20 protein-coding genes, 2 tRNA genes and 1 riboswitch are annotated in these 22,479 nt (G+C 37.1%); of the genes, 1 reads left to right on the top strand and 21 read right to left on the bottom strand.

The features are described 5' to 3' along the window. Window positions 1-23: 23 nt before the first annotated feature. From K5Q12_RS04870 to K5Q12_RS04780, 19 genes are all read right to left on the bottom strand, one after another. Window positions 24-95: transfer RNA gene (locus tag K5Q12_RS04870), tRNA-Gln, on the bottom strand. Between the two features lie 39 nt (window positions 96-134). Then, window positions 135-217, bottom strand: a tRNA-Tyr gene (locus K5Q12_RS04865). A 54-nt stretch (window positions 218-271) separates the two neighbouring features. Then, the gene (locus K5Q12_RS04860; protein ID WP_220742648.1) at window positions 272-1,165 is read right to left on the bottom strand and encodes a sodium:solute symporter; all 894 of its coding nucleotides are present in this window, start codon (window positions 1,163-1,165) and stop codon (window positions 272-274) included. A gap of 106 nt (window positions 1,166-1,271) precedes the next feature. Continuing rightward, on the bottom strand, window positions 1,272-3,044 hold the full coding sequence (locus tag K5Q12_RS04855) for a 6-pyruvoyl-tetrahydropterin synthase-related protein (RefSeq protein WP_220742588.1): 1,773 nt from the start codon (window positions 3,042-3,044) through the stop codon (window positions 1,272-1,274). A gap of 103 nt (window positions 3,045-3,147) precedes the next feature. Then, on the bottom strand, window positions 3,148-5,040 hold the full coding sequence (locus tag K5Q12_RS04850) for a M13-type metalloendopeptidase (protein WP_220742587.1): 1,893 nt from the start codon (window positions 5,038-5,040) through the stop codon (window positions 3,148-3,150). Between the two features lie 113 nt (window positions 5,041-5,153). After that, window positions 5,154-6,089, bottom strand: coding sequence for an ABC transporter ATP-binding protein (locus tag K5Q12_RS04845; RefSeq protein ID WP_220742586.1), 936 nt, complete (start codon window positions 6,087-6,089; stop codon window positions 5,154-5,156). Beyond that, the gene (locus K5Q12_RS04840) at window positions 6,089-7,141 is read right to left on the bottom strand and encodes an ABC transporter ATP-binding protein (RefSeq protein WP_220742647.1); all 1,053 of its coding nucleotides are present in this window, start codon (window positions 7,139-7,141) and stop codon (window positions 6,089-6,091) included. The genes K5Q12_RS04845 and K5Q12_RS04840 overlap by 1 nt, the downstream gene beginning before the upstream one ends. Window positions 7,142-7,155: 14 nt before the next feature. Beyond that, window positions 7,156-8,187 (bottom strand): ABC transporter permease, encoded by a 1,032-nt coding sequence (locus K5Q12_RS04835; protein ID WP_220742585.1) that lies wholly within the window; start codon window positions 8,185-8,187, stop codon window positions 7,156-7,158. Window positions 8,188-8,198: 11 nt separating this feature from the next. Beyond that, a complete protein-coding gene (locus K5Q12_RS04830; RefSeq protein WP_220742584.1) occupies window positions 8,199-9,116 on the bottom strand; it encodes an ABC transporter permease in 918 nt (305 codons plus the stop codon). A 71-nt stretch (window positions 9,117-9,187) separates the two neighbouring features. After that, entirely contained in the window at window positions 9,188-10,822 is a 1,635-nt protein-coding gene (locus K5Q12_RS04825) for a peptide ABC transporter substrate-binding protein (protein ID WP_220742583.1), read from the bottom strand. A gap of 104 nt (window positions 10,823-10,926) precedes the next feature. Continuing rightward, window positions 10,927-11,586 carry an amino acid ABC transporter permease gene (locus K5Q12_RS04820; protein WP_220742582.1) on the bottom strand — a complete coding sequence of 220 codons (660 nt, stop codon included), beginning with the start codon at window positions 11,584-11,586 and terminating at the stop codon, window positions 10,927-10,929. A gap of 9 nt (window positions 11,587-11,595) precedes the next feature. Next, window positions 11,596-12,237: an amino acid ABC transporter permease gene (locus K5Q12_RS04815; protein WP_220742646.1), complete on the bottom strand. Its 642-nt coding sequence runs from the start codon at window positions 12,235-12,237 to the stop codon at window positions 11,596-11,598. Beyond that, complete coding sequence (locus K5Q12_RS04810) at window positions 12,237-13,103, bottom strand: transporter substrate-binding domain-containing protein (RefSeq protein ID WP_220742581.1); 867 nt, start codon at window positions 13,101-13,103, stop codon at window positions 12,237-12,239. The genes K5Q12_RS04815 and K5Q12_RS04810 overlap by 1 nt, the downstream gene beginning before the upstream one ends. 45 nt (window positions 13,104-13,148) lie before the next feature. Further along, complete coding sequence (locus K5Q12_RS04805; protein ID WP_281418946.1) at window positions 13,149-13,886, bottom strand: amino acid ABC transporter ATP-binding protein; 738 nt, start codon at window positions 13,884-13,886, stop codon at window positions 13,149-13,151. A gap of 303 nt (window positions 13,887-14,189) precedes the next feature. Beyond that, a complete protein-coding gene (locus K5Q12_RS04800) occupies window positions 14,190-15,137 on the bottom strand; it encodes an ElyC/SanA/YdcF family protein (protein ID WP_220742580.1) in 948 nt (315 codons plus the stop codon). Window positions 15,138-15,154: 17 nt separating this feature from the next. Beyond that, complete coding sequence (locus K5Q12_RS04795) at window positions 15,155-16,252, bottom strand: aspartate-semialdehyde dehydrogenase (protein ID WP_220742579.1); 1,098 nt, start codon at window positions 16,250-16,252, stop codon at window positions 15,155-15,157. A gap of 31 nt (window positions 16,253-16,283) precedes the next feature. Further along, entirely contained in the window at window positions 16,284-17,396 is a 1,113-nt protein-coding gene (gene alr / locus K5Q12_RS04790; protein ID WP_220742578.1) for an alanine racemase, read from the bottom strand. Between the two features lie 78 nt (window positions 17,397-17,474). Further along, window positions 17,475-17,642, bottom strand: a riboswitch (Lysine riboswitch). A 206-nt stretch (window positions 17,643-17,848) separates the two neighbouring features. Continuing rightward, entirely contained in the window at window positions 17,849-18,589 is a 741-nt protein-coding gene (locus K5Q12_RS04785; protein ID WP_220742577.1) for a biotin--[acetyl-CoA-carboxylase] ligase, read from the bottom strand. Window position 18,590: 1 nt separating this feature from the next. Further along, window positions 18,591-20,147 carry an ABC-F family ATP-binding cassette domain-containing protein gene (locus K5Q12_RS04780; protein ID WP_220742576.1) on the bottom strand — a complete coding sequence of 519 codons (1,557 nt, stop codon included), beginning with the start codon at window positions 20,145-20,147 and terminating at the stop codon, window positions 18,591-18,593. A gap of 100 nt (window positions 20,148-20,247) precedes the next feature. Between K5Q12_RS04780 and K5Q12_RS04775 the strand changes: the two genes are divergently transcribed. Continuing rightward, window positions 20,248-20,580 carry a lactoylglutathione lyase gene (locus tag K5Q12_RS04775; RefSeq protein ID WP_220742575.1) on the top strand — a complete coding sequence of 111 codons (333 nt, stop codon included), beginning with the start codon at window positions 20,248-20,250 and terminating at the stop codon, window positions 20,578-20,580. A gap of 28 nt (window positions 20,581-20,608) precedes the next feature. Here the strand turns inward: K5Q12_RS04775 and K5Q12_RS04770 are convergent, their stop codons facing one another. Further along, window positions 20,609-21,010 (bottom strand): helix-turn-helix transcriptional regulator, encoded by a 402-nt coding sequence (locus tag K5Q12_RS04770; RefSeq protein WP_220742574.1) that lies wholly within the window; start codon window positions 21,008-21,010, stop codon window positions 20,609-20,611. Between the two features lie 175 nt (window positions 21,011-21,185). Continuing rightward, a complete protein-coding gene (locus tag K5Q12_RS04765; protein ID WP_220742573.1) occupies window positions 21,186-22,457 on the bottom strand; it encodes a chloride channel protein in 1,272 nt (423 codons plus the stop codon). Between the last annotated feature and the right edge of the window lie 22 nt (window positions 22,458-22,479).

Genomic DNA, 22,479 nt, shown 5'->3' with positions numbered 1-22,479 from the left:
TTATTGTGACTGCTTTTTTTGTATTGCCCCTGCTGGATTCGAACCAGCGCATGGCGGTACCAAAAACCGCTGCCTTACCGCTTGGCGAAGGGGCAATAGTTAATTTATTTAGCCGCTAACTATTAGATCGGCTATGGGAGCGGTAGGATTCGAACCTACGAACCCGAAGGAACGGAGTTACAGTCCGTCGCGTTTAGCCAGACTTCGCTACACTCCCATATCTCAAACAACTATATTATCATAACAAATTTTTTTTCACTTAGCAACCTTTTTAGTGTATTTTTTTCGAATTTTGTTTGAATGAATCACGTAATAAACCAAACACTGTCCATAGTGATACAACTATAATTAGAATTTTTAGCAACTGAGTATCTAAACTAGTGAAAAACTTAGCAGCAACTATAACGCCTATAATGCCCCCAATTGCAACGCCAGCAAATCCCCGCCAAGAGATACGATCCATTTTGATAACATTCCATGCAGTTGTCGGCATAATCAGAGCCGCATCTAACATCATAACAGGAAAAGCAACGGCAGGATTGACTCCCATCAATGAAAAGAAAATCAATTCCGGTGCGTAATTACCAAGTCCCATTGTCATTAATATTCCAATACCTAAATTAAATGCTATACCTAAAGCTAACCACCAACCATGTAAGCCATGAACTGACATCGCATTATCCGCCCCAGGCGTTGTTACCATTCGGATAATCATAATGATCACCGCAATAAACAAGGCACCTGCCATAACCCGTTGAACCGTAGGTGCATGCCAATTTTTTGTCACATGAGTACCAACATACGCTCCTACAACTGCAGCCGTTGTCATTGGTATTAAAGTCAGCAATTCAACTTTCACAGCAGTAATGAAGAAAAGCGCTTCAATAATAACTGGAATAGCATGCATTGCATTCAGAGTACCAGGTAATTGACGGTCATCCTCAACAAAATTTGTAGCTCTAAATGCTGCTGTTGTTGTTGCAAAAGAGCCAATACCCAAAGTATCGCCAAAGTCAGTAAAAAAACCAATAACCAGTCCTAAACTAAAACGTTCAAAAATCGGCTTTTTCTTAAAAATAAAGGCTTTTACTACCACAACAATCATCGTCAACATCACGATAACGAGTAGCATTTGTATTAGTAACAGGACTGTATGTTCATGCATCATTTTTGCTTCTCTCTAAAATCAATACTAATTATTGTATCAGAAAAAAATTATAATTACCTTACTTTTATGATAATGTGCAGTTTTAAAAAGCACTGATATACAGTTATATCTCACAACCATTATCAGTGCTTTTAAGATTAATTTTTTTTGAAAAAATACTTTTAAAACAAATTAAAACTATTAAAAATAAAATCGTCGTGACCGATACAATAATGCCTAATAAATGTAATGTTGTTTTATGATAAACCAAATTTATTGATTGTACATTTTTTACCGAAACTAACATCTTCCCGTTTTCAACAGTGACTGGTAACCTTTTGCCAGACTCTGAAGTAACGTACCAACCTTTGTAGTTAGTCATTGGTAATAAAATATGACTAGCATAACTGGGTATATTTTTAACATTGAATCTATATTGGTCATGGGTTAACTTTAACTTGCTTAAACGCCCATCTACATATATTTGACTAGCATCCTTAACATCCCCCCAACTGGCAACCTGATAGCCATTATCAAATTTAACACGGCCCTTACCAAGGTAATCTTTACTACCGAGTGGTAATTGATAGTAATGTGTTAACTGATAAGTAAAATCCTTATTAGAAACTAGTTTAGGAAATATCTGCTTGTTTTTTTGATAGTTTGCCATCGGTACCGTATTGTGATAGTAACTTGCAAATTGCATCTGCCATGCACTCGAAATCGCTAATGTTACTCCTAAACCAACTAGTACAGTAACTGTCTTGAGCTTTAACCATTTAATTTGGTATAAATTGTCCATACCTTCTATTACAAAAATTAATGATAGCGTCATAATAAGTGGGTAAAAACGTGCCATCATTTGAAAGACATGCAATGGCGTTTTAGCAAAAATGTTTGTTGGAAAATAAAAAACCATCATGATACTAATCAATAGAACAAAACCTATCTTTGCTATATATCCAGTAAACATTCTTAGACAAAACAATGTGATAGCAATACTTAGTGTCATCACAAATACAAATACACCAACAGAGATAGCTGTCCAGTTTAGTGTCGCTTGGTTACCTAATGATGAAGCAATAGATCCCCAAACATCAACTGTCCCCCAAATATTGTTGGCACCAGCAATATGATCATACAATAGATGTTCTAAAAAAGGTAAGACATAAAAAGCGGATAACGCAAAAGATAAGATTATTGATTTCAATAACTCAATTGCATTCATTAAGTTTACTCGCCGTTGGTAGATATAAACTATAAATAGTATAGTTAATATAATAACCAGTAAAAATGCCGACAATACGTGGTTAGTGACCACAATGGCAGTCATAACACCCGCAAAAATATAGTTTTTTTGATTACGAAACATCATGCCATAAAACGCAATTAAAACTGCTGGGAACAATAAAATACCAACCAGCTCTCCTGGTATGCCACGTACCTGCATTTGGCCAAAGGTGACTGGGGCTATGACGTACAATATGCTAAAATACAATGCCTTGAGTTTAGCATTTTCACCAATGAAAAATTGCTTGGTCGCATAAAAGTTAATACACATGGCACCTGCTAACAGGATAACATAGCTTATTAGCACCGCAGCGACAGCCTGGTTTGTTAAAAAATAAACCAACGCCACCATGTATGTGAATGAATAGCCATAAAACAAGTTAACGCCATACCCATTTTGTCCAAATGTATAGGCAGAAACATCGGGTACCCATTTTCCTACTTCAAATCCCTTTTTAATTTCATACATACGTGAAAGATGAAAAGGGACATCCCAAGAATTAATGTACATTAGCTGCTTATGCAACTGTGGTAATAAAGCAATAATAGCCAAAGCAGTAAATAAAGCCACCACTTGCCACCATGCCACATTTTTTATACGCTTCATTTTGTTCTCCAAATAACATAATTTATCATGATAAATTATACATGCTATCCAAGATATAACCCACTATTGAAGTCGGTAATTATAAATTACTTAATATATGCACTTACCAAATTTGAATGCGTTTTGCTGGGTCTAACCACATCTCATCTTTTGGTTGAACATTAAAGGTGGCAAAGAACGTGTCAAAATTCTTCACTTGAACGTTCACACGTAATTTTGCTGGTCCGTGAGGATCAGAGGCAGCTAATAATTGCATATATTCCGGACGCGCTTTCATACGCCAAATGGCTGCCCAATTCTCAAAAAAATCTTGTGCCGAAAAATCATCATCTTGTTTTGCTGCTGCTAATGCTGCTGCTAAGCCACCAAGATCGGCAACGTTTTCAGAAACAGTTAAATTTCCATTTATTTTGGCACCGTAGGATTCCAGACCATCAAATTGTTGTACCACTTGGTTCGTTCTCAATTTGAATGCAGCAAAATCATCATCAGTCCACCAATTATTCAAGCTTCCAAATTCATCGAATGACGCCCCATTGGTATCAAACGCATGTGAAATCTCATGAGCAATCACAGCACCAATACCGCCATAATTCGCTGATGACGATTGAGATAGACTATAGAATGGTGATTGTAAAATAGCAGCAGGGAATACAATTTGATTTTGTTGTGGGTCATAATACGCATTTACTAAATGTGCTGGCATATGCCACTCATCACGGTCAACAGGTTGATGCCATTGAGACCAGTGGTGTTCTATCTCTATTTTTTTGAAATTCAATGCATTTTCCAACAAACTGGCACTAGGATCAACAATTTTTCGAGATAATCTTTCCGGAAGCGTTTCAGGATAACCAATATGTGGCACAATTGTATTTAATTTAGTAACCGCCTTGCTAATTGTTTGTTCATTGAGCCACTGATTCGTTTGTAATCGCTGTTTAAATATGTCAATCATAGTTGTCACCTTATGTTCAACGTCAGCCTTCGCTTCAGGCGAAAATTTTTGTTGCGCATAATAATAACCAATTGCTTGACTAAACGGACTAGCAGCAAGATAAAAGGCAGCTTTATCACTTTTCATAGCTTCTGGTAACCCAGTTAAATCACGTGCATACTGACCACCTAAAACTCGAACTTTCTCAGAGAGGTAATCGGTAAACTGATTCACCACTTTCACAATGAGATAAGATTTTAGCAATGGCCAAGATTCTTGTGAATAAAATTGATTGGCAATTGCCCAGAAACGTTCTTCTGGCACAATTATTTGATCGGGTATTTCACCAATTAACTGCTGCAAAATATCATTTAAAGGCAGCTCAGGAGCCAATTCAGTAAATTTATGCCATTCATAGGGATGATATAATTTAGCATATTCGTGACCTTCTTCTTGGCTCAAAACAACCGTAGCAGCCTTTGCATCAAGCGCCAAATAATCCGTGATTAACTGGTCAATTTCTGTCGACGAAAAGCCAAATTCTGATAACAATGCTGTTTGCGCGTTACGAAATTTACCAAGTAACGCCTCTCCTTGTGCATGTCCAGGTTCATAATAAGTCGTATCTGGTAAAACCAATCTAAATGCGCCAGCCCACAATACATTGTTTCGTGCATCTTTAAAATCTGGCGCAACAGACAGTGGTAACATATTTGGTAACCCATCTTTTTCTAAATCAACAATATGGTTAGCAAAATCTGAGAATGACTCAAAGTTTTGATAAGTCTTCAAAATTTTTTGAACTGGTTTTACACCTAATTCTTTTCGTGCATTGATATCACTAGCCAAACGATGATAAGCTATAAAATTCTTTAAAATAACTGACTTAGGAAGATTCTTCCTTGCCTGCCAATCTTTAGTAACTTGTAATAACCAATCTTCAATATCGTCAGCTAAATCACTAAAACCGCCAGTTCTAACTTTATCTTCTGGAATAACTGCTGTTTTCTCCCAATTACCATTAATTGCTTCGTAGAAGTCATCTTGTTTACGTATCATAACATTTCCTCATTGTTTATCTTCTATTGCTTATAATTATACGCGTCATCGTTATTTTGTTTAGTTTAAAAAGCTACATTGACAATGTAATTGTGTCAATGTAGCTTTTTCAATTAAATTTGTTGTGCTTTATATTCAGCTGCCTCTTCAGCAGTTGCTAAAACAAAATGTCCTTCGTTAACTTCTATCATCGTTCTTTCTTTACCATCAGTTTCGATATGCGTATCATAATCTATATGTTGACGAGCTTTTTCAACTTCTGGATCAGGAACCGGAATAGCTGATAACAAGCTTTTTGTATACGGATGCAGTGGATGGTTGTAAACGGCATCGGCTGATCCTATTTCTAGTAACTTACCCCAGTGCATAACGCCAATGCGGTCAGAAATGTACTTAACCATAGATAAATCATGTGCGATAAATAAATAAGTCAATGAATGACGTTTTTGTAACTCTTTCATTAGATTGACAACTTGAGCTTGAATTGAAACATCTAGTGCAGAAATTGGTTCATCAGCAATGATAAATTTAGGGTCAACTGCTAATGCACGTGCAATTCCAATACGCTGACGCTGTCCACCTGAAAATTCATGTGGATAACGTGTCGCATGATCTTTGTTTAACCCGACTAAATCCAGAAGCTTCTGAACTTTTTGGTCACGATCAGATTTCGATGTAGCCAATTTATTAACATCAATACCCTCAGCAATGATATCACGCACCTTCATACGCCCATTCAAACTTGCTTGCGGATCTTGAAAAATCATTTGTGCCTTTTTTCTAAAATCCGATAATTGCTTTCCTTTTAGATACGATATGTCCTTACCTTCAAATAAAATATCTCCAGCTGTTGGTTCATATAATTTTAGAATTGAACGTCCTATCGTTGTTTTCCCCGAACCTGATTCACCAACAAGACCAAATATTTCGCCTTCATATATGTCAAAACTAACATGGTCAATCGCACGAACTTCATTTGCTTTTCCTTGGTTAAAATATAATTGCAAATCTTTTAGCTCAATTAATTTTTTAGGGATTGATTCAGTCATTAATAAGCCTCCTGTCCTTGCATTTCAAGCCAATGAGCCCAGCGTTTTTGTATCTGAACGGGTGGGATCACTTTAGGCGCACGTTCATCCAATAACCATGTTGCTGCAAAGTGCGTCTCACTCACTTTGAAGAAAGGTGGTTCCTGTTTAGAATCAATTCCAAGTGCGTAAACATTACGCGCAGCAAACGCATCCCCCTTAGGCGGTTCCAACAAATCTGGTGGCGTTCCGGGGATAGCTTCAAGTGTTCCTACTTGAGTATCTGTTGTGGGCATAGAATTAAGCAATCCCCAAGTATATGGATGTTGTGGATTAAAGAAAATCTCATCCACTGTACCATACTCAACAATTTTGCCAGCATACATCACAGCAACCCTATCTGCCATTCCTGCCACAACACCTAAATCATGGGTAATGAAAATGATTGAACTCTCGGTTTCCTGCTGTAATTTTTTCATCAAAGTCAGAATTTGTGCTTGAATCGTTACATCCAAAGCCGTAGTGGGCTCATCAGCAATGAGGATTTCTGGATCGGCTGCTAACGCAATTGCGACCACAGCTCTTTGCCTCATACCACCAGACCATTGATGAGGATAATCATTAATATGCTCTTCAGCATTAGGAATGCCAACCCCTTTCATCAATTCCAAAGCACGTGTTAATGCTGCTTCTTTTTTAATATGACGATGTTTAATGAGCGGTTCAGCAATTTGCATCCCGATTTTCATTGTCGGATCTAAACTAGTCATCGGATCTTGGAAAATCATGGCAATTTCATTGCCACGTACAGATTGCCATTCTTCTTCTTTTAAATCAAGTAAATTACGATCCTTAAATATTAGACGAGAATTTTCCGGTATAACCGCATTTTTGGCATTAAGTCCCATTAATGTCTTAGTTGTAACTGACTTTCCTGAACCTGATTCACCAACAATTGCCAGTGTTTCCCCTTTATTCAAATCAAATGAAACATCTCGTATGGCTTGCACTGTCCCTGCATAAGTATTGAAGTTAACATGCAAATTTTCAACTTTCAAAATAGGATTACTCATCATTTGCAGACTCCTTAATCTTCACTCGCGCGTGGGTCAAATGCATCACGCAATCCGTCACCCAACAGCACAAATGCTAATGATACTACGACCAAAATTGCAGATGGAATTAACACCTGGTATGGGTAAAATTGTAACATCGCTTGCGCATCTGAAATCAAAGATCCCAAAGATGCGGTTGGCGGTTTAACACCTAGGTTAATTGCTGACAAAACAGCTTCAAACATGATTGCTGTTGGCACCGTCATCATGACCTGCACAATGATGGTTCCCGCCATATTAGGGATTAAATGTTTAATCGCAATTTTAAATGAACTTTCACCTAGAGATTGTGCTGCTAACACATAATCTCGTTCTTTTAAGGATAGTGTCATATTACGAACTTGTCTTGCCATGCCGAGCCAACCAGTCATGGCAATAGCCAATATAATTGAGAGAATACCATTACCTAATAATAGACCTAGCATCGTCACAATAATTAAATTAGGGATGGAAGACAAAATTTCGATAATACGTTGCATAGTATTATCAATCCAGCCACCCTTCCAACCGGCAAAAACCCCATAAGCAACACCGATAAGTAGGTCAATTAAAGTAGCAACAATTGCTACTAACAAGGAAATTCTCAAACCAACAGTCACACGTTTAGCTACGGAACGGCCAATATTATCTGTTCCCAAAATAAACTTTTCACCATCAGGAACACCTTGTGATTCATAAACATCTGTTGATGCATTATCTCCGGGCGCTTTAATCTTACCATCCCATCCTGGAATAGGTAAACCAGAGTTTGGCGGTAGATTTTTATAAACACCAACTTTATCAGAATTAAAAGCATTGGCATCTTTTTGTGGTACAAAAATGTTTGATATCACAGCAAACGCTAAAATTAAAATTAAAAACCACATTGAAATAACTGCTAGTTTATTTAACTTGAGTCGACGCCATGCATCTTGCCAAAACGATAAAGCTGGCTTTGAAATATGTTCGTTGGCATCAGAATTTTTTGCACCAACGATGACAAAGTCTTCAGTATTTGCTGTCATCATAAGCCTCCTTATTGCAAACGAACACGTGGATCAATAATTGCTGTCAATATATCCGTGATCAAAATCATAACCATTAACATTGCTGCATAGACAATGGTTGTTCCCATAATAACTGGAAAATCTTTTGATGGAATAGATGTAACGAATTGTTGTCCAATACCTGGAATTGAAAATATTTGTTCAATCAATGTTGATCCTGTTAATAAACCTGCTGCCATTGGTCCAACAAGTGTCAATACCGGAATCATTGAGTTTCGATAAGCATGTTTATTAACAATTTCCTTGTCACTTAATCCCTTAGCTTTTGCTAATTGAACGTAGTCAGAACTCAATGATTCAATCATTTCAGATCGCACAAATCGTGTCGTAATGGCTGCTGGACTAGCCGCCAGAGCTAAGGTTGGTAAAATCGTTTGTGAAAACGAATCTCCCCATCCTGATACTGGAAAAATAGGCCATTTAAATCCAAAAAGGTAAACAAATACAATACCTAAAATAAAACTAGGAACAGATATCCCAAGTGTTGACAAGATGCCTAAGGTGCCGTCAATTTTGTTGTTCTTATTCCTTGCCGATACTGCTCCCATGATTAGCCCAGCAATTATACCCACAACTAGTGCTTGTGCACCCAAGTGGGCTGAAACAGGTAGCCTTTGCCCTATCAACATACTAACAGATTGATTTTGGTATTGAAATGACGTTCCAAAATCACCATGAACTGCCCCCACTAGATAACTTAAATATTGTTGCCAAAGGGGTAAGTCCAAACCATAAGTTGTTTTCAGCTGAGCTAATGCCTGTGGGGTTAACTTAGGATTATTGAACGGGGTCCCAGGCATTATTTGCATTAAGAAAAATGTTGCCGTGATCACCAAGAATAACGTAAAGACCATCAGTACAAGTCTCTTTAAAATATATTTCCACATACTCTTCTTCCTCAAAATTAAAGCTAATAGCCTACAGATTTCTTTTGGCTATTAGCTCAATTTTTGCTTTCTTATTTACGATAAGCGTATTTGAAATCTTCGATTAATCCAGTTGTACTGCGAATAACATCTTTAACGTTACTATTTTGTAATGAGTAATGTGCTTTAGAAACTAATGGATTATAGTTAGAATTCTTAAACAAAGCTGACTCAGCATCCTTATAATCTTGATCTCGACCTGCCTGATTCAACGCATCGGTTGTCTCAGCCTTGTTAACTGCGGCAGTATAAGCATCATTAGTAAACTGACCGTCATTGTAAGAACTACCATTCTTGAACAGATCATAGAATGTTGAACCTTCTGGATAATCACCACCCCAAGCTGTCAATAATACTTCAAAGTTCTGTGTTTGTGCATCTTGCAAACGTTGTTTGAATGGTACAAATTTTTCATTGACAGTTAAACCAGGCAATGCTTTTTGCCATGATCCCTGCAAATAATCAACCATCGTCTTGTTAACTGGTGCATCTGAGGCTGCTTCAATAGTCAGAGTAGCTTTATCTGTACCTAACTCCTTCAATCCTTCTTTGAAAAGCTCTGCAGCTTTAGACTTATCATAGGTATATCCTGGCGCAACGTATTTTGCTAAGTCTTCACCTGAGGCTGTTTTAGCCAATCCAGCAGGTACTAATGCTGTAGCTGCTGTTGACACACCACCTGTTACTTCTTTAACTAATTCGTCACGATTTGTTGCTAAATTAAGCGCTTCACGAATTTTGTCATTTGACAAGAATTTATTTTTGCCTGTCTGGTTGTACTCAATATAATCTGTTCGAGCTTCAGGTACTTTGACAATTCCTTTTTGATTCTTGTTTGCTTGATATAAATCAGTAGTTAGCAAATCAGCTTCATCCAATTTACCTTGTTTATACATTTGTACTGCTGTTTCAGGTTTTTGAATTACCTGATAATTCACTGTCTTGGTCTTGACAGCATCTTTATCCCAATAATTATCATTTTTAACTAATTTAAATGAACCATTTGTTCCATTCCACCCTGCAAATTTGTATGGCCCTGAATAAATTTGCTTATCAGAGGTCGTACCATAACTTTTACCTTGCTTGTCTACAAACGATTCTTTTTGTGGCATAAAGTTACTGAATGAGAGTAAATATTCAAACTGTGGCATCGGATGATCGAGCTGGAAAGTAATAACATTTCCCTTTGCTGTAACGCCTAATGTTTTGACATCAGCCTTACCCTTCATTATATCATCAGCATTTTTAACACCAGTAGCTAAATATGCATACTGTGAAGCTGTTTTTGGGTTTACAATTCTCTGCCAAGAATACACAAAATCTTGTGCTGTTAGCTTACTACCGTCTGACCATTTTAAATTATCGCGTAAGGTAGCAGTATATGTTAGCCCATCTTTAGAGGCCTTAACTGACTTAGCTAGTTCGGGTGCTAGTTTCCCTTTCTTATCTACACGTAACAAGTTTGCACCGGTGTTACCAATAATCTGGTTAGAATACTGATCCGTATTTTTTGAGATATCCAGTGTTTGAATGTCTGTAGGCAAAGAAAAGTTTAATGTATCCTTAGATGAACTTTTGTCTCCACCCCATAAACCAGCTGCACGGGTTCCGCCACCAACGACAACAACCGCGGCGGCACCGATAGCTACCTTTTTCCAAGTTTCCATACTATATATCCTCCTAAGATATATATCAATATATTTTTAATGTTAATCTGTAATAATTAGTTTATCACTCATTTTTCTCATTTACAAATTATATTATTAATATTCTAAGCTAATTTTCGATCTGCCCAACGAGCAACTAATGATAAACCATAGTTCAAAATGAAATACACTAACGTAATTGCAATCAAGACAGGGATAATATAAGTTGAATTTTGTGCATAAACAATTTGTCCTCGATAAGTCATTTCAGCTAATACAATTCCCATTGCCAAACTTGTATCCTTAACCAAAGAAATCAACTGAGAAATAATGGGTGGAATCATTTTTTTATATGCTTGTGGCAATACAATATAGAACATTGTTTGCATATTTGATAATCCATTAGCGCGAGCGCCTTCAAATTGGCCTCTATCAATAGATTCTAATCCGCCACGAACAATTTCAGCCAACATAGCTGATTCAAATGTACTCATAGCAACAACTGTTGCCCAAAAAATTGGTAAGTGAATCCCAATTTTAGGTAGGGCAAAATAAACGCAGAAAATAATTAACAACAGTGGCAAATTTCTGATAACGTTGTTTATTGTACCAACGAATTTTGAAAAGTACGGTAACCTTTCAAACTGAATAATGCCGACTATTGACCCAAAAATTAAACTTAAAATCACTGAGATAATAGATACCCCAACCGTGATGCCCAATCCACCCAACAAGTAAAGGATATTTTGTGGTGTAAAGGCACTAAAAATTCCTAATGTAACCATAATTCCTCCTTAAGCTGCGTGCTTGAGCTTACGCTCAAGGTGTTGCATATAGTAGCTGAGTGGCAAAGTAATAATCAGGTAGAAAATACCAACTACGATATACGTACTAAACGTTTCAAATGTAGTGGCTGCAATCATGTTCCCTTGATACATTAAATCCAATCCACCGACAAACGCCAAAATTGACGAATTTTTAACCAAATTAATAAACTGATTCCCCAAAGATGGTAAAGCAACACGAAATGCTTGTGGCAAAATAATAAATCTCAAAGCTTGTCCAAAAGATAAACCATTTGCTCTTGCACCTTCCATCTGACCTGCATCAACTGATAAAATACCCGCACGTACTGTTTCAGCAATAAAAGCAGATGTATATAGCATGAGAGCAACAGTACCTGATGTAAATCCACTCATCTTAACGTACTTAGATACGACTAAGAAAAAAAAGAAAGTAATTACTAATAAAGGAATATTTCGAAAAATTTGAACATAAATATTGCCGATTTTACGTATCCATACTTGAGGCATAATTTGCATAATGGCAAATCCTGTTCCTAAAATCATTGACCCAATCAGTGCAATAATACTAGATAATAATGTGTACCCGAACCCTTGCATAAAAGTCGGAAAATTGTTTTCTAATAGTGCCATCATTTTGCCTCCAAACTATGCCAATCAAGACCAGGGACATCACTAAACCACTTTTTAATTAGCTTATTGTATTCGCCATTTTCTTTGATCGTTGCTAAAGCCTGGTTTGCTTCACGTATCATTGGTCCTTGGTTTTTATCAAATGCTATACCGTAAGGTCCATGTGTAAATGTGCTACCTGCAATATGATAATCAGGATTTTCAGTCGCAAATCCATATAAAATCGCATTATCTGTAGACATCGCTTGACCCTGACCACTCTTCAAAGCTTGCATACCTGTAGCATAATCCTGAACAGCTAATATTTTAGCTTTTGGTGCAAATTTTTTAGTTTCAGTGGCTGCTGTTGTACCAACAACAACAATAACTGTATATTTTGAATCATTCATATCTTTAATGGAATTAATGCCAGAATCTTTTTTGACTAAAATTGATTGTCCTGCATCAAAGTATTGATCAGTAAAATCTATTATTTTTTTACGTTCTGGCGTAATTGTCATTGTTGAAACCGAGCCATCTATGTTTGTATTTTTGATTAATTGCATTTTGGATGAAGACGATACGGGTACGAACTCAGCGGACATTGGCACACCTGTCTGTTTTGAGATTTGAACAGTCAATGCTTTTGCAATATCAATATCAAACCCTTCGGGTATCCCTGTTTTTGTGTTCATCAAGCCAAATAATTTAGTATCGGCTTTAACGCCCCAAACAATTCTTCCCAACTTTTCAACACGGGCTAATGTATCTTGATGTTCTGCATTTTTCTTAGCTGTGGCTGTTGCCCACATTAATCCGAGGACAATAACGGCAGCTAAAACAATTGTTGCTATAATGCCAAACTGTCTCTTTCTAGCTTTTTCCATAATAAAATGCGTGTTTTGCTTACGCTAAACACCCTCCTCTACTTTTTAATGATCTGCAACTTGGCTAAGGAACTTCTTGGCACGCTCTTCTTTAGGATTTTCAAAGAATTCTTTAGTCGAGCTGTCTTCCAAAATTTCACCATCCGCCATGAAAATCACTCGGTCAGCCACTGCTTTGGCAAAACTCATTTCATGCGTCACAACTAACATTGTCATAGAAGAATCTTTAGCAATATCCCTCATAACATCGAGAACATCCCCAATCATTTCCGGATCTAACGCCGAAGTTGGTTCATCAAATAATAGTGCCTTGGGCTTCATAGCAAGAGAACGGGCGATTGCTGCACGTTGCTTTTGACCACCAGATAATTCAGAAGGCATATTTGCAGCTTTATCTGCAAGACCAACTTTTTCTAATAGCGCCATTGCTGTTTGCTTATTGTCAGATTCACTACGTTTCAAGACAATACGTGGTGCTAACATAACATTTTCAATGGTTGATTTGTTATTGTACAAGTTAAAATGCTGAAAAACCATCCCAACGTTTTTGCGAATACGGTTCATATCAGTCTTTGGATCATGCAAATCAAACCCATTAACTAGCAATTGCCCTTCTTGAATTTCTTCTAGACCATTGATTGTTCTGATAAGTGTTGATTTCCCTGACCCAGATGGTCCGATTAAAACAACGGTTTCACCTTCATCAATTTTCAGGTTAATATTTTTTAACGCGTGAAATTTTCCGTAGTATTTTTCGACATTCTTAAACTCAATCATTGGCATGCGTAAACTTCTCCTTATTCTTGTACTCTTCCATACGGAGCAATTAGCTCTGATACAAAAAAAGGCGACAGCACAATTAAGAATATTCTTAATTGCAGTCTGTAAACCCCATTCTGTTCTAATAAATATTTTACTTGTTTTGATAAGATTAGTCTAAATTCATGACAGGAAACATGACATTATCATGTGCTATTTTTAACAATTATTATTATTCTATCAATTTTTGATTGTATCACTCTGATATAACAACAAACTACTTTACGCCATCATATTTTAATTATGTTGTGGTTAATCATTTCTATTTTATTTAAAAATTAAGCCTATAAAGACAATAACCACCCAAGAAAAAGCACAAAATACTTGTCGCCATTTATAAATACTCATAGTACCAGCAAACTCTCTAATAAATGCCGGAATACGGTATTGCCAGTTAACATAGCCACCGCGTCCCTGCACATTGATATTTTGTTTTTGTGCCAGTAACGCCCCGCGCAACACGTGATAATTACTCGTATAAAAAGTAAATGATTGCTCTGGCAGCATCTCATGACAAAATTGCAAATTTTGATACGTATTACGCGATCTATTTTCCAACATCGTTTTACTAAACGGCACTTGATACTTTTTAACTGCCCAGTCTCTCATTGCCTCCGCTTCACTAATCAATTCGTCTTCCCCCTGTCCCCCTGAAAAAACAATTGTCGGAAACGGATTAATTGTTTTAGCATCGTTGACAGCAGCTGCTATACGCTGGTCAACAATATCTCCAATTTGGTAGCCATTCACCAGACCACCACCTAATACAACTAATGGCCCCTTTTTTGGTGCTTTGATGACCATACCGTAAACAATGCTGCTAATCAAAAAACGGACAAATTGTATCAAAAAATAACTGGGTAACATCATCAAAGAAAAAAAGACGTCATGATAATTAAACAACATGATGTTGATAGCTAAATAGACTAGTATTAAGCTCAGAATATAGCTTTTTTTCGTTTTTTTATAACTGTACCACCCAATGCTTAAAAGTAAAAAAATCCCCACTATACTAGCAAAAAAATAACTTAATACGAAAATATGATACATACCCACCAGAGGACTATTGAATGCAAGTGCAATCATTCCAATAAAAATAAGTATAATAAAAATCCCATAAGTGCCAACTGACAGCGTTGCAGGATTTCTTTTAATTTGGTATTGCATACCAAACATTAATATAATTGTAAAAGTGAGTAAGATGATAAATTCCATAACTGTATTGTAACACGTTACATCGTCGAGAATTTATCAGCTCCACCCTCAGGTACGCGTACTAAATCTAATGCTACTAGTCGTTCAGCTATTTGAACCGTATTCCAGGCTGCTCCTTTTAACAAGTTATCTGACACAACCCACATATGAAAGGCATCATCCGTTTCTAAATCCTCACGAACACGTCCAACGAAAGTCTCACGCTTTCCCTCAGCCGTTAGTGGTTGTGGATAGAGCTGCTCTTTTGGATTGTCTTGCAAAATAACACCTTCGGCACTATCTAGGACCGCTTGAATATCAGCAGTTTTTGCACCAGAATGATCATTTGTTTCAAAATAAACTGCCTCCCCATGCCCAACTAGAACGGGCACACGAACAGCTGTACCAGTTACTTTAATAGCTTTAGAGTTTTTATCACCGAACATAATTTTTTTAGTCTCATGAATCATTTTCCATTCTTCATGTGTATAACCATCTGGTTCAAATACATCAATTTGGGGTAACAAATTGTACGCTAAAGGATAGTGCTTTTTTTCACCTTTCACTGGTAAAATATTTGGCATCATTTCATGATGATTATTATATGCGGTCGTCTGATCAACTAACTCATTCCAAGCAGATTGACCGGCTCCTGAGGCTGCCTGATAAGTGGACACAATAACACGCTTTAAGCCAAATGCTCGACGTATTGGTTCTAATGCCACTACCATTTGCGTAGTGGAGCAATTTGGATTAGCAATAATACCATTATGATTCTTTAAATCAGCTTCGTTAACCTCAGGCACGACAAGTGGTACATTGTCATTCATTCGCCAAAAGCTCGAATTATCGACCACCACTGCACCACGTTTGACTGCTTCAGGCGCAAACTTTTGCGAGACTGCACCACCACCTGATGCCAAAACAATATCAATATTTTCAAAGCTTTCTGGTGTTGCCTCTTCTACAATATGTTTCTGCCCATGAAAAGTTAATTGTTTACCAGCTGAACGTTTTGATGCTAATAATTTTAAGTTTTTTACAGAAATGGTTGATGACTCTAATTGTTCAATTAATCTCGTGCCAACAGCTCCAGTAGCTCCTAAAATAGCAACATTATATTGATTTTCTGACATGTTTTGATTCCCTCCCAAGAATGATTACTAATTAATCGACTAAAATGCGATGTAAGCGATCTTGCATTCCAGTCATTATCTCCCACGGTGCAAGACCTGCGTGTTGAGCAACATCTTCAATCGTGTTTTCCAAACCACCATTTTCTCCAATCAAAGTGACCTTAGTACCCACAGGATATTCTTGTGGTAATCTGATCATCATTTGATCCATTGCGACTTGCCCAACAATTGGTGCATACTCCCCGTTGATAATTAATTTAAAGCCAGTCATTTTCCTTAACCAGCCATCACCGTATCCTATAGGAACAGTACCAATCCACTCTTCACCAGAAGTTGTGTATTTATGAGAATAGCTGATTCCTTCACCAGCTGATAGTTTCTTAACAAAATTAATTTCACTATGTAACGACATCACTGGTTGCAGTTCTTTGCCATCAGCAAGTTGACCGCGAGATGGTTCTACACCATACAATACAGTCCCCACTCGAATAACTTCATGTGGCACTTCATCTGCATGGTACATAGCAGCCCCAGAATTTGCTACATGGTAGTATTCTGGTTTTGATAAGCCATCTGTTAATTGGTGCCAACGATTTAATTGCATTTCAAAATAACTTGTATCTTCTGAATCAGACTCAGCAAAGTGAGTCGCTAGCCCGACATAATCGAACAAATCCGCATGTTCTTGAACATAACTTATCGCTTCAGCCAGTTGGCTACGTTCTCGGAATCCTATACGTCCCATCCCCGTATCAATTCCCAAGGAAACATGTAATCTTTGTTCCCCACTTAAGTACTTTGTTGCTTCTTTAAGCCAATCTAACGACACAACTGTTGCCATGATATGTTGTACTGCCATCACTTCTGCATATTCAACTGGTGAGATACCTAAAATGAGTATTGGTTCAGTAATACGTTCGTGTCGTAAGGCCAACGCTTCATCAACAATTGCAACTGCTAATCCGTATACACCACCCTCAACAGCTGCTTTAGACGTCGGAATCAAGCCTAGCCCATAAGCATTTGACTTTACCGCCAAAAAAATTTTATCCGCCCCAGATGTTTTTTTGACAACTGAAACATTATTTTTTAGTGCTTTTTTGGATATTTCTATTCGGGTTGGTCGCGTTATCGCTTCTACCATTTTTCACACTCTTTTCACATAAAAATAAAAATCCGTGGCTACCAGACACGGCAGTCACGGATTGTCAAAAACAATCGTATCTGTCATAGCACCCCGCAACTGCGACAGTTCATAAGCTATTAACTTATGCCCCAGCTAACTGATTGAATAGTTTCAGCGCTTCGGCTACATCCCCTTTTACTTGCTTCACAGTATCTATTCATACTCCACAAGTGACTCTTGTTTGTAGCAACCTCTATGATTTTCTCATTGTTTTCATTCTATTTTAATTTTTTTAATTTGTCAACAGAATCAATGATAATAAGTTTGATTTAAATGAACGTCATGCACTTGATACTTTCTCTAATAGTCCAAAATAATATATTTACTCACTTTATAGCAGATGTTTTAGTTATAATTACCATACTTGTAATTAACAAATAATCAATTCGTCTTTTACTAAATTTTACTAATTAAAAATTAATTTTGGTAACTTCGCCACTGAATAATTCATGTTTAATCCCATTATGGTCAGTAATTAGTAACTGTCCATGGCTACCGATACCGTTAACCGTTCCAGAAATAATTTGTTGACCAACATGTGCTGAAACATCTCGTTTTTTTAGATAAGCATGCTCGGCATAGTAGGGTAAATGTATACCTTGTTGATAACCTTTGAATTCTTGTTGCATTGCTGTGAAAATATTGCGTAATAACTTGTTTTTATCCACATGAATGTTCAAAGCACCAATCTTATCCCTTAATTCTTCAGGAACAACAGTGGATAAGATATTTAATCCCACACCAATACTAACATATTTAACTTTTCCCTCTACTAAAATACCTTCTGCCAAAATACCAGCTATTTTACGATCTTGATAGTACAAATCGTTCACCCACTTCAACGATACTTGGATGCCGGTCTCTTTAAAGATTTCTTTAGCGATTGTTGAAGCAACACCTGTCGTTAATAGACCAGCATCAAATATCCCAGCAATGTCAAAAACAAATGTCATATACATACCACTGCCATGAGGCGAAAAAAATTGTCTGCCAAATTTACCGTACCCGGCAGTTTGCTTATTTGCAACAACAGCAAAAGGCCGAGAAATACCCTTTTCAAGCATTTCTCGACCTTTTATCATTGTTGAATCGACTACATCCATTACCGTTATGTTCGCTGGCATGTTGGTTTGTGTGAGTAGTTCATTCATTTTAGTCTGTTTCCTTTTTAAATGACAACGCAGCAACGTTTAATTCGCGATCTCCAAATCCCTTGGTAAAACTAACTTCGTGGGAAACAATAATGACATTTCCAGGGAATTTATCGATGGCGGAACGTAATGCGTTTTTAGTTCCTTCATCAAGATGATTTGTCGGCTCATCTAAAATTAAGAAATTACTTGGTTTCATTTCCATGATGGCCAATTTAACTTTAGTTTGCTCACCACCCGAAAGCTGTTGCAATGGTTTCTGAGCATTTTCGGCATTAATTCCGGCTGCTGCTAACCGGGTACGCAATGCTTTAGGTTCTAATGTTGGAAATCTATCTTGCATTTCTTGCAAAGGTGTTTTGCTATCATTTTCCCACTCTAAATCTTGGTCAAAATAGTTAACAACTGCTGAAGGTGAAAATTCTGACTCACCATGTAGTGCAGGAATAATACCAAGAATAGATTTAATGAGTGTTGATTTACCTGCGCCGTTAAAGCCTTTAAAAACAATTTTTTGACCTGTTGTGATAGAAAATGTAACAGGTTCAAGTACAGGTGTTACATAGCCCACTGATAGATCGCTCACTGTTAAGGCATTGGCAGACTGGGAATTCACATACGGGAAATTAAATTTAGCTTGCAACGTCTCTGATGGTGGATCAACCTTATCCATACGTGCAAGCATTTTTTCTCTGGACTTTGCTTGTTTAGAAGTTGATGCACGCGCTTTGTTTTTAGCGATAAACTTTTGTGCTTTTTCAATCTCTCCCTGTTGCTTTTCATACTGACGCAACTGTTGCTCTGCTCGTTCTTCTTTTTGTCGCATTGCCTTTTTGAAAGACCCTCTAAACTTAGTTATTTTACCAAAAGAAACATCAATAATTGCATTAGTTACTTTATCAAGGAAATCAAAATCATGCGAAATGATCATTGCTGATCCTTCATAACTTTGTAGAAAATCTTCTAGCCAATTGATGTGCGCAACATCAAGGTAATTGGTTGGCTCATCTAAGATAATGACATCATCATTTTCTAACAATAGTTTAGCTAAAATAACTTTAGCACGTTGTCCTCCTGACATCTGCTCAAGTTCACGGTCTCTCCCAATGGCTTCTAACCCTAATCCAGAAATCACTCGTTCAATTTGCGTATCTACATCGTAGAACCCTGCAGCATCCAATTCTTCTTGCATACGTCCAGCGCGTTCTAGTAGTTTGTCATTCATTGATTCTGCGTATTCGTTATAAAGTGCTGTAATACGATCTTGTTTATCATATAAATCTTGATAAGCTGTATGCAAAAAAGCGACCAAATTCATACCATCTGGAATCTCTGCGTACTGATCTAAGTATCCAATTTTAAGCCCTTTTTGCCAATCAATTTTGCCAGACAACGGTAATTCTTGCCCTGTCACGATTTTAATAAGCGTTGACTTACCTGCACCGTTTTGTCCAACAATTCCCATATGTTCGCCTTGCTGTAGTTCAAAGGCTGCGTCTTCATATAAAGTTTTTTCTGCGTAGGCCATACTAAGGCCACTTACTTCTAATAATGCCATAAGTCTAAGTTTACCATATATAGGCTTTTTTGGGTGAGTATAATTATACATACACTGATAAGTTGAAAATTAGTTAAATTTCGCTATACTTATAACTATTATGAAACCACGAAAACTAAACATAAAAACAATTCCTGCTGTAGATGTCAATCGTGCTTACCGATTCTGGCGTGATGTATTTGATTTACCACAATCTGGGCAATTAGATAGGCGTCATCTTATTTTGGATGGCGAAGATATTACATTCGTTCCTGGAAAACAAATACAGTCTTTAGAGCTGCTTGTACGTGATCATCAAAATGACCTACAAAAACACTTACGCAATAACTTTATTCCTATTTTAGGTGACCCTGAAGAACGCTTTGGTAATAAAATTGCATTCAAAATCAAAGACTCTGAAGGTAATATTGTTACTATTGAAGCTAACAAATAAGAAAGCAGAACGAATTCGTTCTGCTTTTTTATTTAAATGATTCAACTATTTTTGGTATAAACCAGCTTAGAAATCCGCCAATTGGAAATATCAACCACCAATAATCCGCACAAAAATTCCAAAAAGTCATCGGATGATGTCTGTGCACATATTCATTTTTTGTAGGATCAAATACAAATTCAGTCGGATCAATTTTTTTGGATTCTTGGTCTAAACTAGTTTGATTTTCTAAACCTAAAACTAAATTATCTAAGGAAGTTTCTAAAATTTCCGATAGTTTTACCAAATTGGTTAAGTCCGGTGTAGCGTCTCCTGATTCCCATCTTGAAACAGCTTGTCTAGAAACAAATAGTTTAGAAGCAATATCTTCTTGAGATAGATTATGTTGTAAACGTAGTTTCTTAAGTTGTTGCGGTAGCATGACTGTCATAAACTTATACTCCACTTCTTTTTAATAACTTTATTATCTGATACAAGTATTTAAATTACTAGCAATAGTGTCTTTTTAAAACGCAATTAGCAAGCTATCCGTGCGCACGGATAGCTTGCTAATTGCCGTTTTTTATTTGATTTAACAGTGTTTATTCAGTTGCGCTATGACAACATCATTGTTTTGTCAAAAATCGTTTTGACACAACACTTGAAATCATAATTCCAAGTGCCAATGGCAAAATTGCTGAACTATCTAGATGTGTAATTTCAATTAACATAAACATTGCCATAAACGGTGCCTGTTGTGACGCTGCCAATAATGCAGCAGCGCCCAATATCGCCCCCTGACCTGTAGATATTGCTCCTGGCATGACACATGTCATTACCATCGCTACTATTACTCCTAATGCAGCTCCTAACGCAATAGATGGCGTTAGTGTACCACCGGATGCCCCTGCGCGAATTGTAGCTACCGTCACCAGTGCTTTTAATACCGCTCCAATGACCAGAATACCTAACATATTCAAATGACTACTATTCATAGCAAGTTGTGCCAAAGAACGTCCATTGCCCATAATTTCCGGAAAAAAATAGGCTATTATTCCTGTTAAAACAGCTGCTCCAGGTAACTGCCATAAAATATTAGCCTGTGTAGCGTGGCTTTTTTCTGCCCATTGAAAGCATTTTCTGAACAATCCACCAGATAATCCCGCCAAAGGGGCTAAGATAATAACAAAGACAATACTAGTCATTGAAAACTTAAAATCATTCAGTAGATAATAAGGCTTAAACCCCTTAACTAATGAACCAATTAACATGGCAATCGTAGACATAGTTAAACTCACGCAGACATTCCGTAAGCTTAATTTTTTCAATAAAACCTCAACTGAAAAAAACATACCCGTAATTGGCGAAATGTAAATCCCCGCAAAACCAGCACCTGCTGCTGCTGTCATTAGCAATCTTTTATCCTCAGAAGACAACTCCGTCAAATGGAATCGATCCATCAGTTTTTCCCATTTTTGAGCTAACAAAACACCTGCTTCTCGTGGCGCCAATTCACGACCAATCGATCCGCCTGTTCCCACGTAAAAAATCTGTGTCACAACGTGAATAACCGTTTGCCAAAAAGGCATTTCTTCCCCATTTAGCGCTTTTTTTATGCTAACTGTTGGTCTAGTTTTATTACGCAAGAACCACCAAATAATTGCCGCCAGAATACCACCGCAGATAACTGAAGTTAGTCTGATTATCGGTAAGCTGTTTATTGGTGCAGGGACGTGAGCTGTTTCTTGATAATGCAGGAATACTGTCTCAACCATTTCTAAAAATAAAGATAATAGTAATGAACTCAATCCAATTATCAACCCGAGAATAATAGTTGATAACGCTAAAACAATGTTTTGTTTATTTTTGTTGCTAACTGATTTTAATGAATTTTTCATGGTACTTGCCAATAACCTATTC

It is taken from the genome of Leuconostoc palmae, assembly GCF_019656075.1.
Taxonomy (GTDB): domain Bacteria; phylum Bacillota; class Bacilli; order Lactobacillales; family Lactobacillaceae; genus Leuconostoc; species Leuconostoc palmae.
This window is presented reverse-complemented; position numbering and strand designations above follow the sequence as displayed.

Excerpts from the sequence above, each read along its gene's own strand:
- K5Q12_RS04860 (WP_220742648.1), bottom strand. The coding sequence starts at position 1,165 with ATGCATGAACATACAGTCCTGTTACTAATACAAATGCTACTCGTTATC.
- K5Q12_RS04855 (WP_220742588.1), bottom strand. The coding sequence starts at position 3,044 with ATGAAGCGTATAAAAAATGTGGCATGGTGGCAAGTGGTGGCTTTATTT.
- K5Q12_RS04850 (WP_220742587.1), bottom strand. The coding sequence starts at position 5,040 with ATGATACGTAAACAAGATGACTTCTACGAAGCAATTAATGGTAATTGG.
- K5Q12_RS04845 (WP_220742586.1), bottom strand. The coding sequence starts at position 6,089 with ATGACTGAATCAATCCCTAAAAAATTAATTGAGCTAAAAGATTTGCAA.
- K5Q12_RS04840 (WP_220742647.1), bottom strand. The coding sequence starts at position 7,141 with ATGAGTAATCCTATTTTGAAAGTTGAAAATTTGCATGTTAACTTCAAT.
- K5Q12_RS04835 (WP_220742585.1), bottom strand. The coding sequence starts at position 8,187 with ATGACAGCAAATACTGAAGACTTTGTCATCGTTGGTGCAAAAAATTCT.
- K5Q12_RS04830 (WP_220742584.1), bottom strand. The coding sequence starts at position 9,116 with ATGTGGAAATATATTTTAAAGAGACTTGTACTGATGGTCTTTACGTTA.
- K5Q12_RS04825 (WP_220742583.1), bottom strand. The coding sequence starts at position 10,822 with ATGGAAACTTGGAAAAAGGTAGCTATCGGTGCCGCCGCGGTTGTTGTC.
- K5Q12_RS04820 (WP_220742582.1), bottom strand. The coding sequence starts at position 11,586 with ATGGTTACATTAGGAATTTTTAGTGCCTTTACACCACAAAATATCCTT.
- K5Q12_RS04815 (WP_220742646.1), bottom strand. The coding sequence starts at position 12,237 with ATGGCACTATTAGAAAACAATTTTCCGACTTTTATGCAAGGGTTCGGG.
- K5Q12_RS04810 (WP_220742581.1), bottom strand. The coding sequence starts at position 13,103 with ATGGAAAAAGCTAGAAAGAGACAGTTTGGCATTATAGCAACAATTGTT.
- K5Q12_RS04805 (WP_281418946.1), bottom strand. The coding sequence starts at position 13,886 with ATGCCAATGATTGAGTTTAAGAATGTCGAAAAATACTACGGAAAATTT.
- K5Q12_RS04800 (WP_220742580.1), bottom strand. The coding sequence starts at position 15,137 with ATGGAATTTATCATCTTACTCACTTTTACAATTATATTAATGTTTGGT.
- K5Q12_RS04795 (WP_220742579.1), bottom strand. The coding sequence starts at position 16,252 with ATGTCAGAAAATCAATATAATGTTGCTATTTTAGGAGCTACTGGAGCT.
- alr (WP_220742578.1), bottom strand. The coding sequence starts at position 17,396 with ATGGTAGAAGCGATAACGCGACCAACCCGAATAGAAATATCCAAAAAA.
- K5Q12_RS04785 (WP_220742577.1), bottom strand. The coding sequence starts at position 18,589 with ATGAATGAACTACTCACACAAACCAACATGCCAGCGAACATAACGGTA.
- K5Q12_RS04780 (WP_220742576.1), bottom strand. The coding sequence starts at position 20,147 with ATGGCATTATTAGAAGTAAGTGGCCTTAGTATGGCCTACGCAGAAAAA.
- K5Q12_RS04775 (WP_220742575.1), top strand. The coding sequence starts at position 20,248 with ATGAAACCACGAAAACTAAACATAAAAACAATTCCTGCTGTAGATGTC.
- K5Q12_RS04770 (WP_220742574.1), bottom strand. The coding sequence starts at position 21,010 with ATGACAGTCATGCTACCGCAACAACTTAAGAAACTACGTTTACAACAT.
- K5Q12_RS04765 (WP_220742573.1), bottom strand. The coding sequence starts at position 22,457 with ATGAAAAATTCATTAAAATCAGTTAGCAACAAAAATAAACAAAACATT.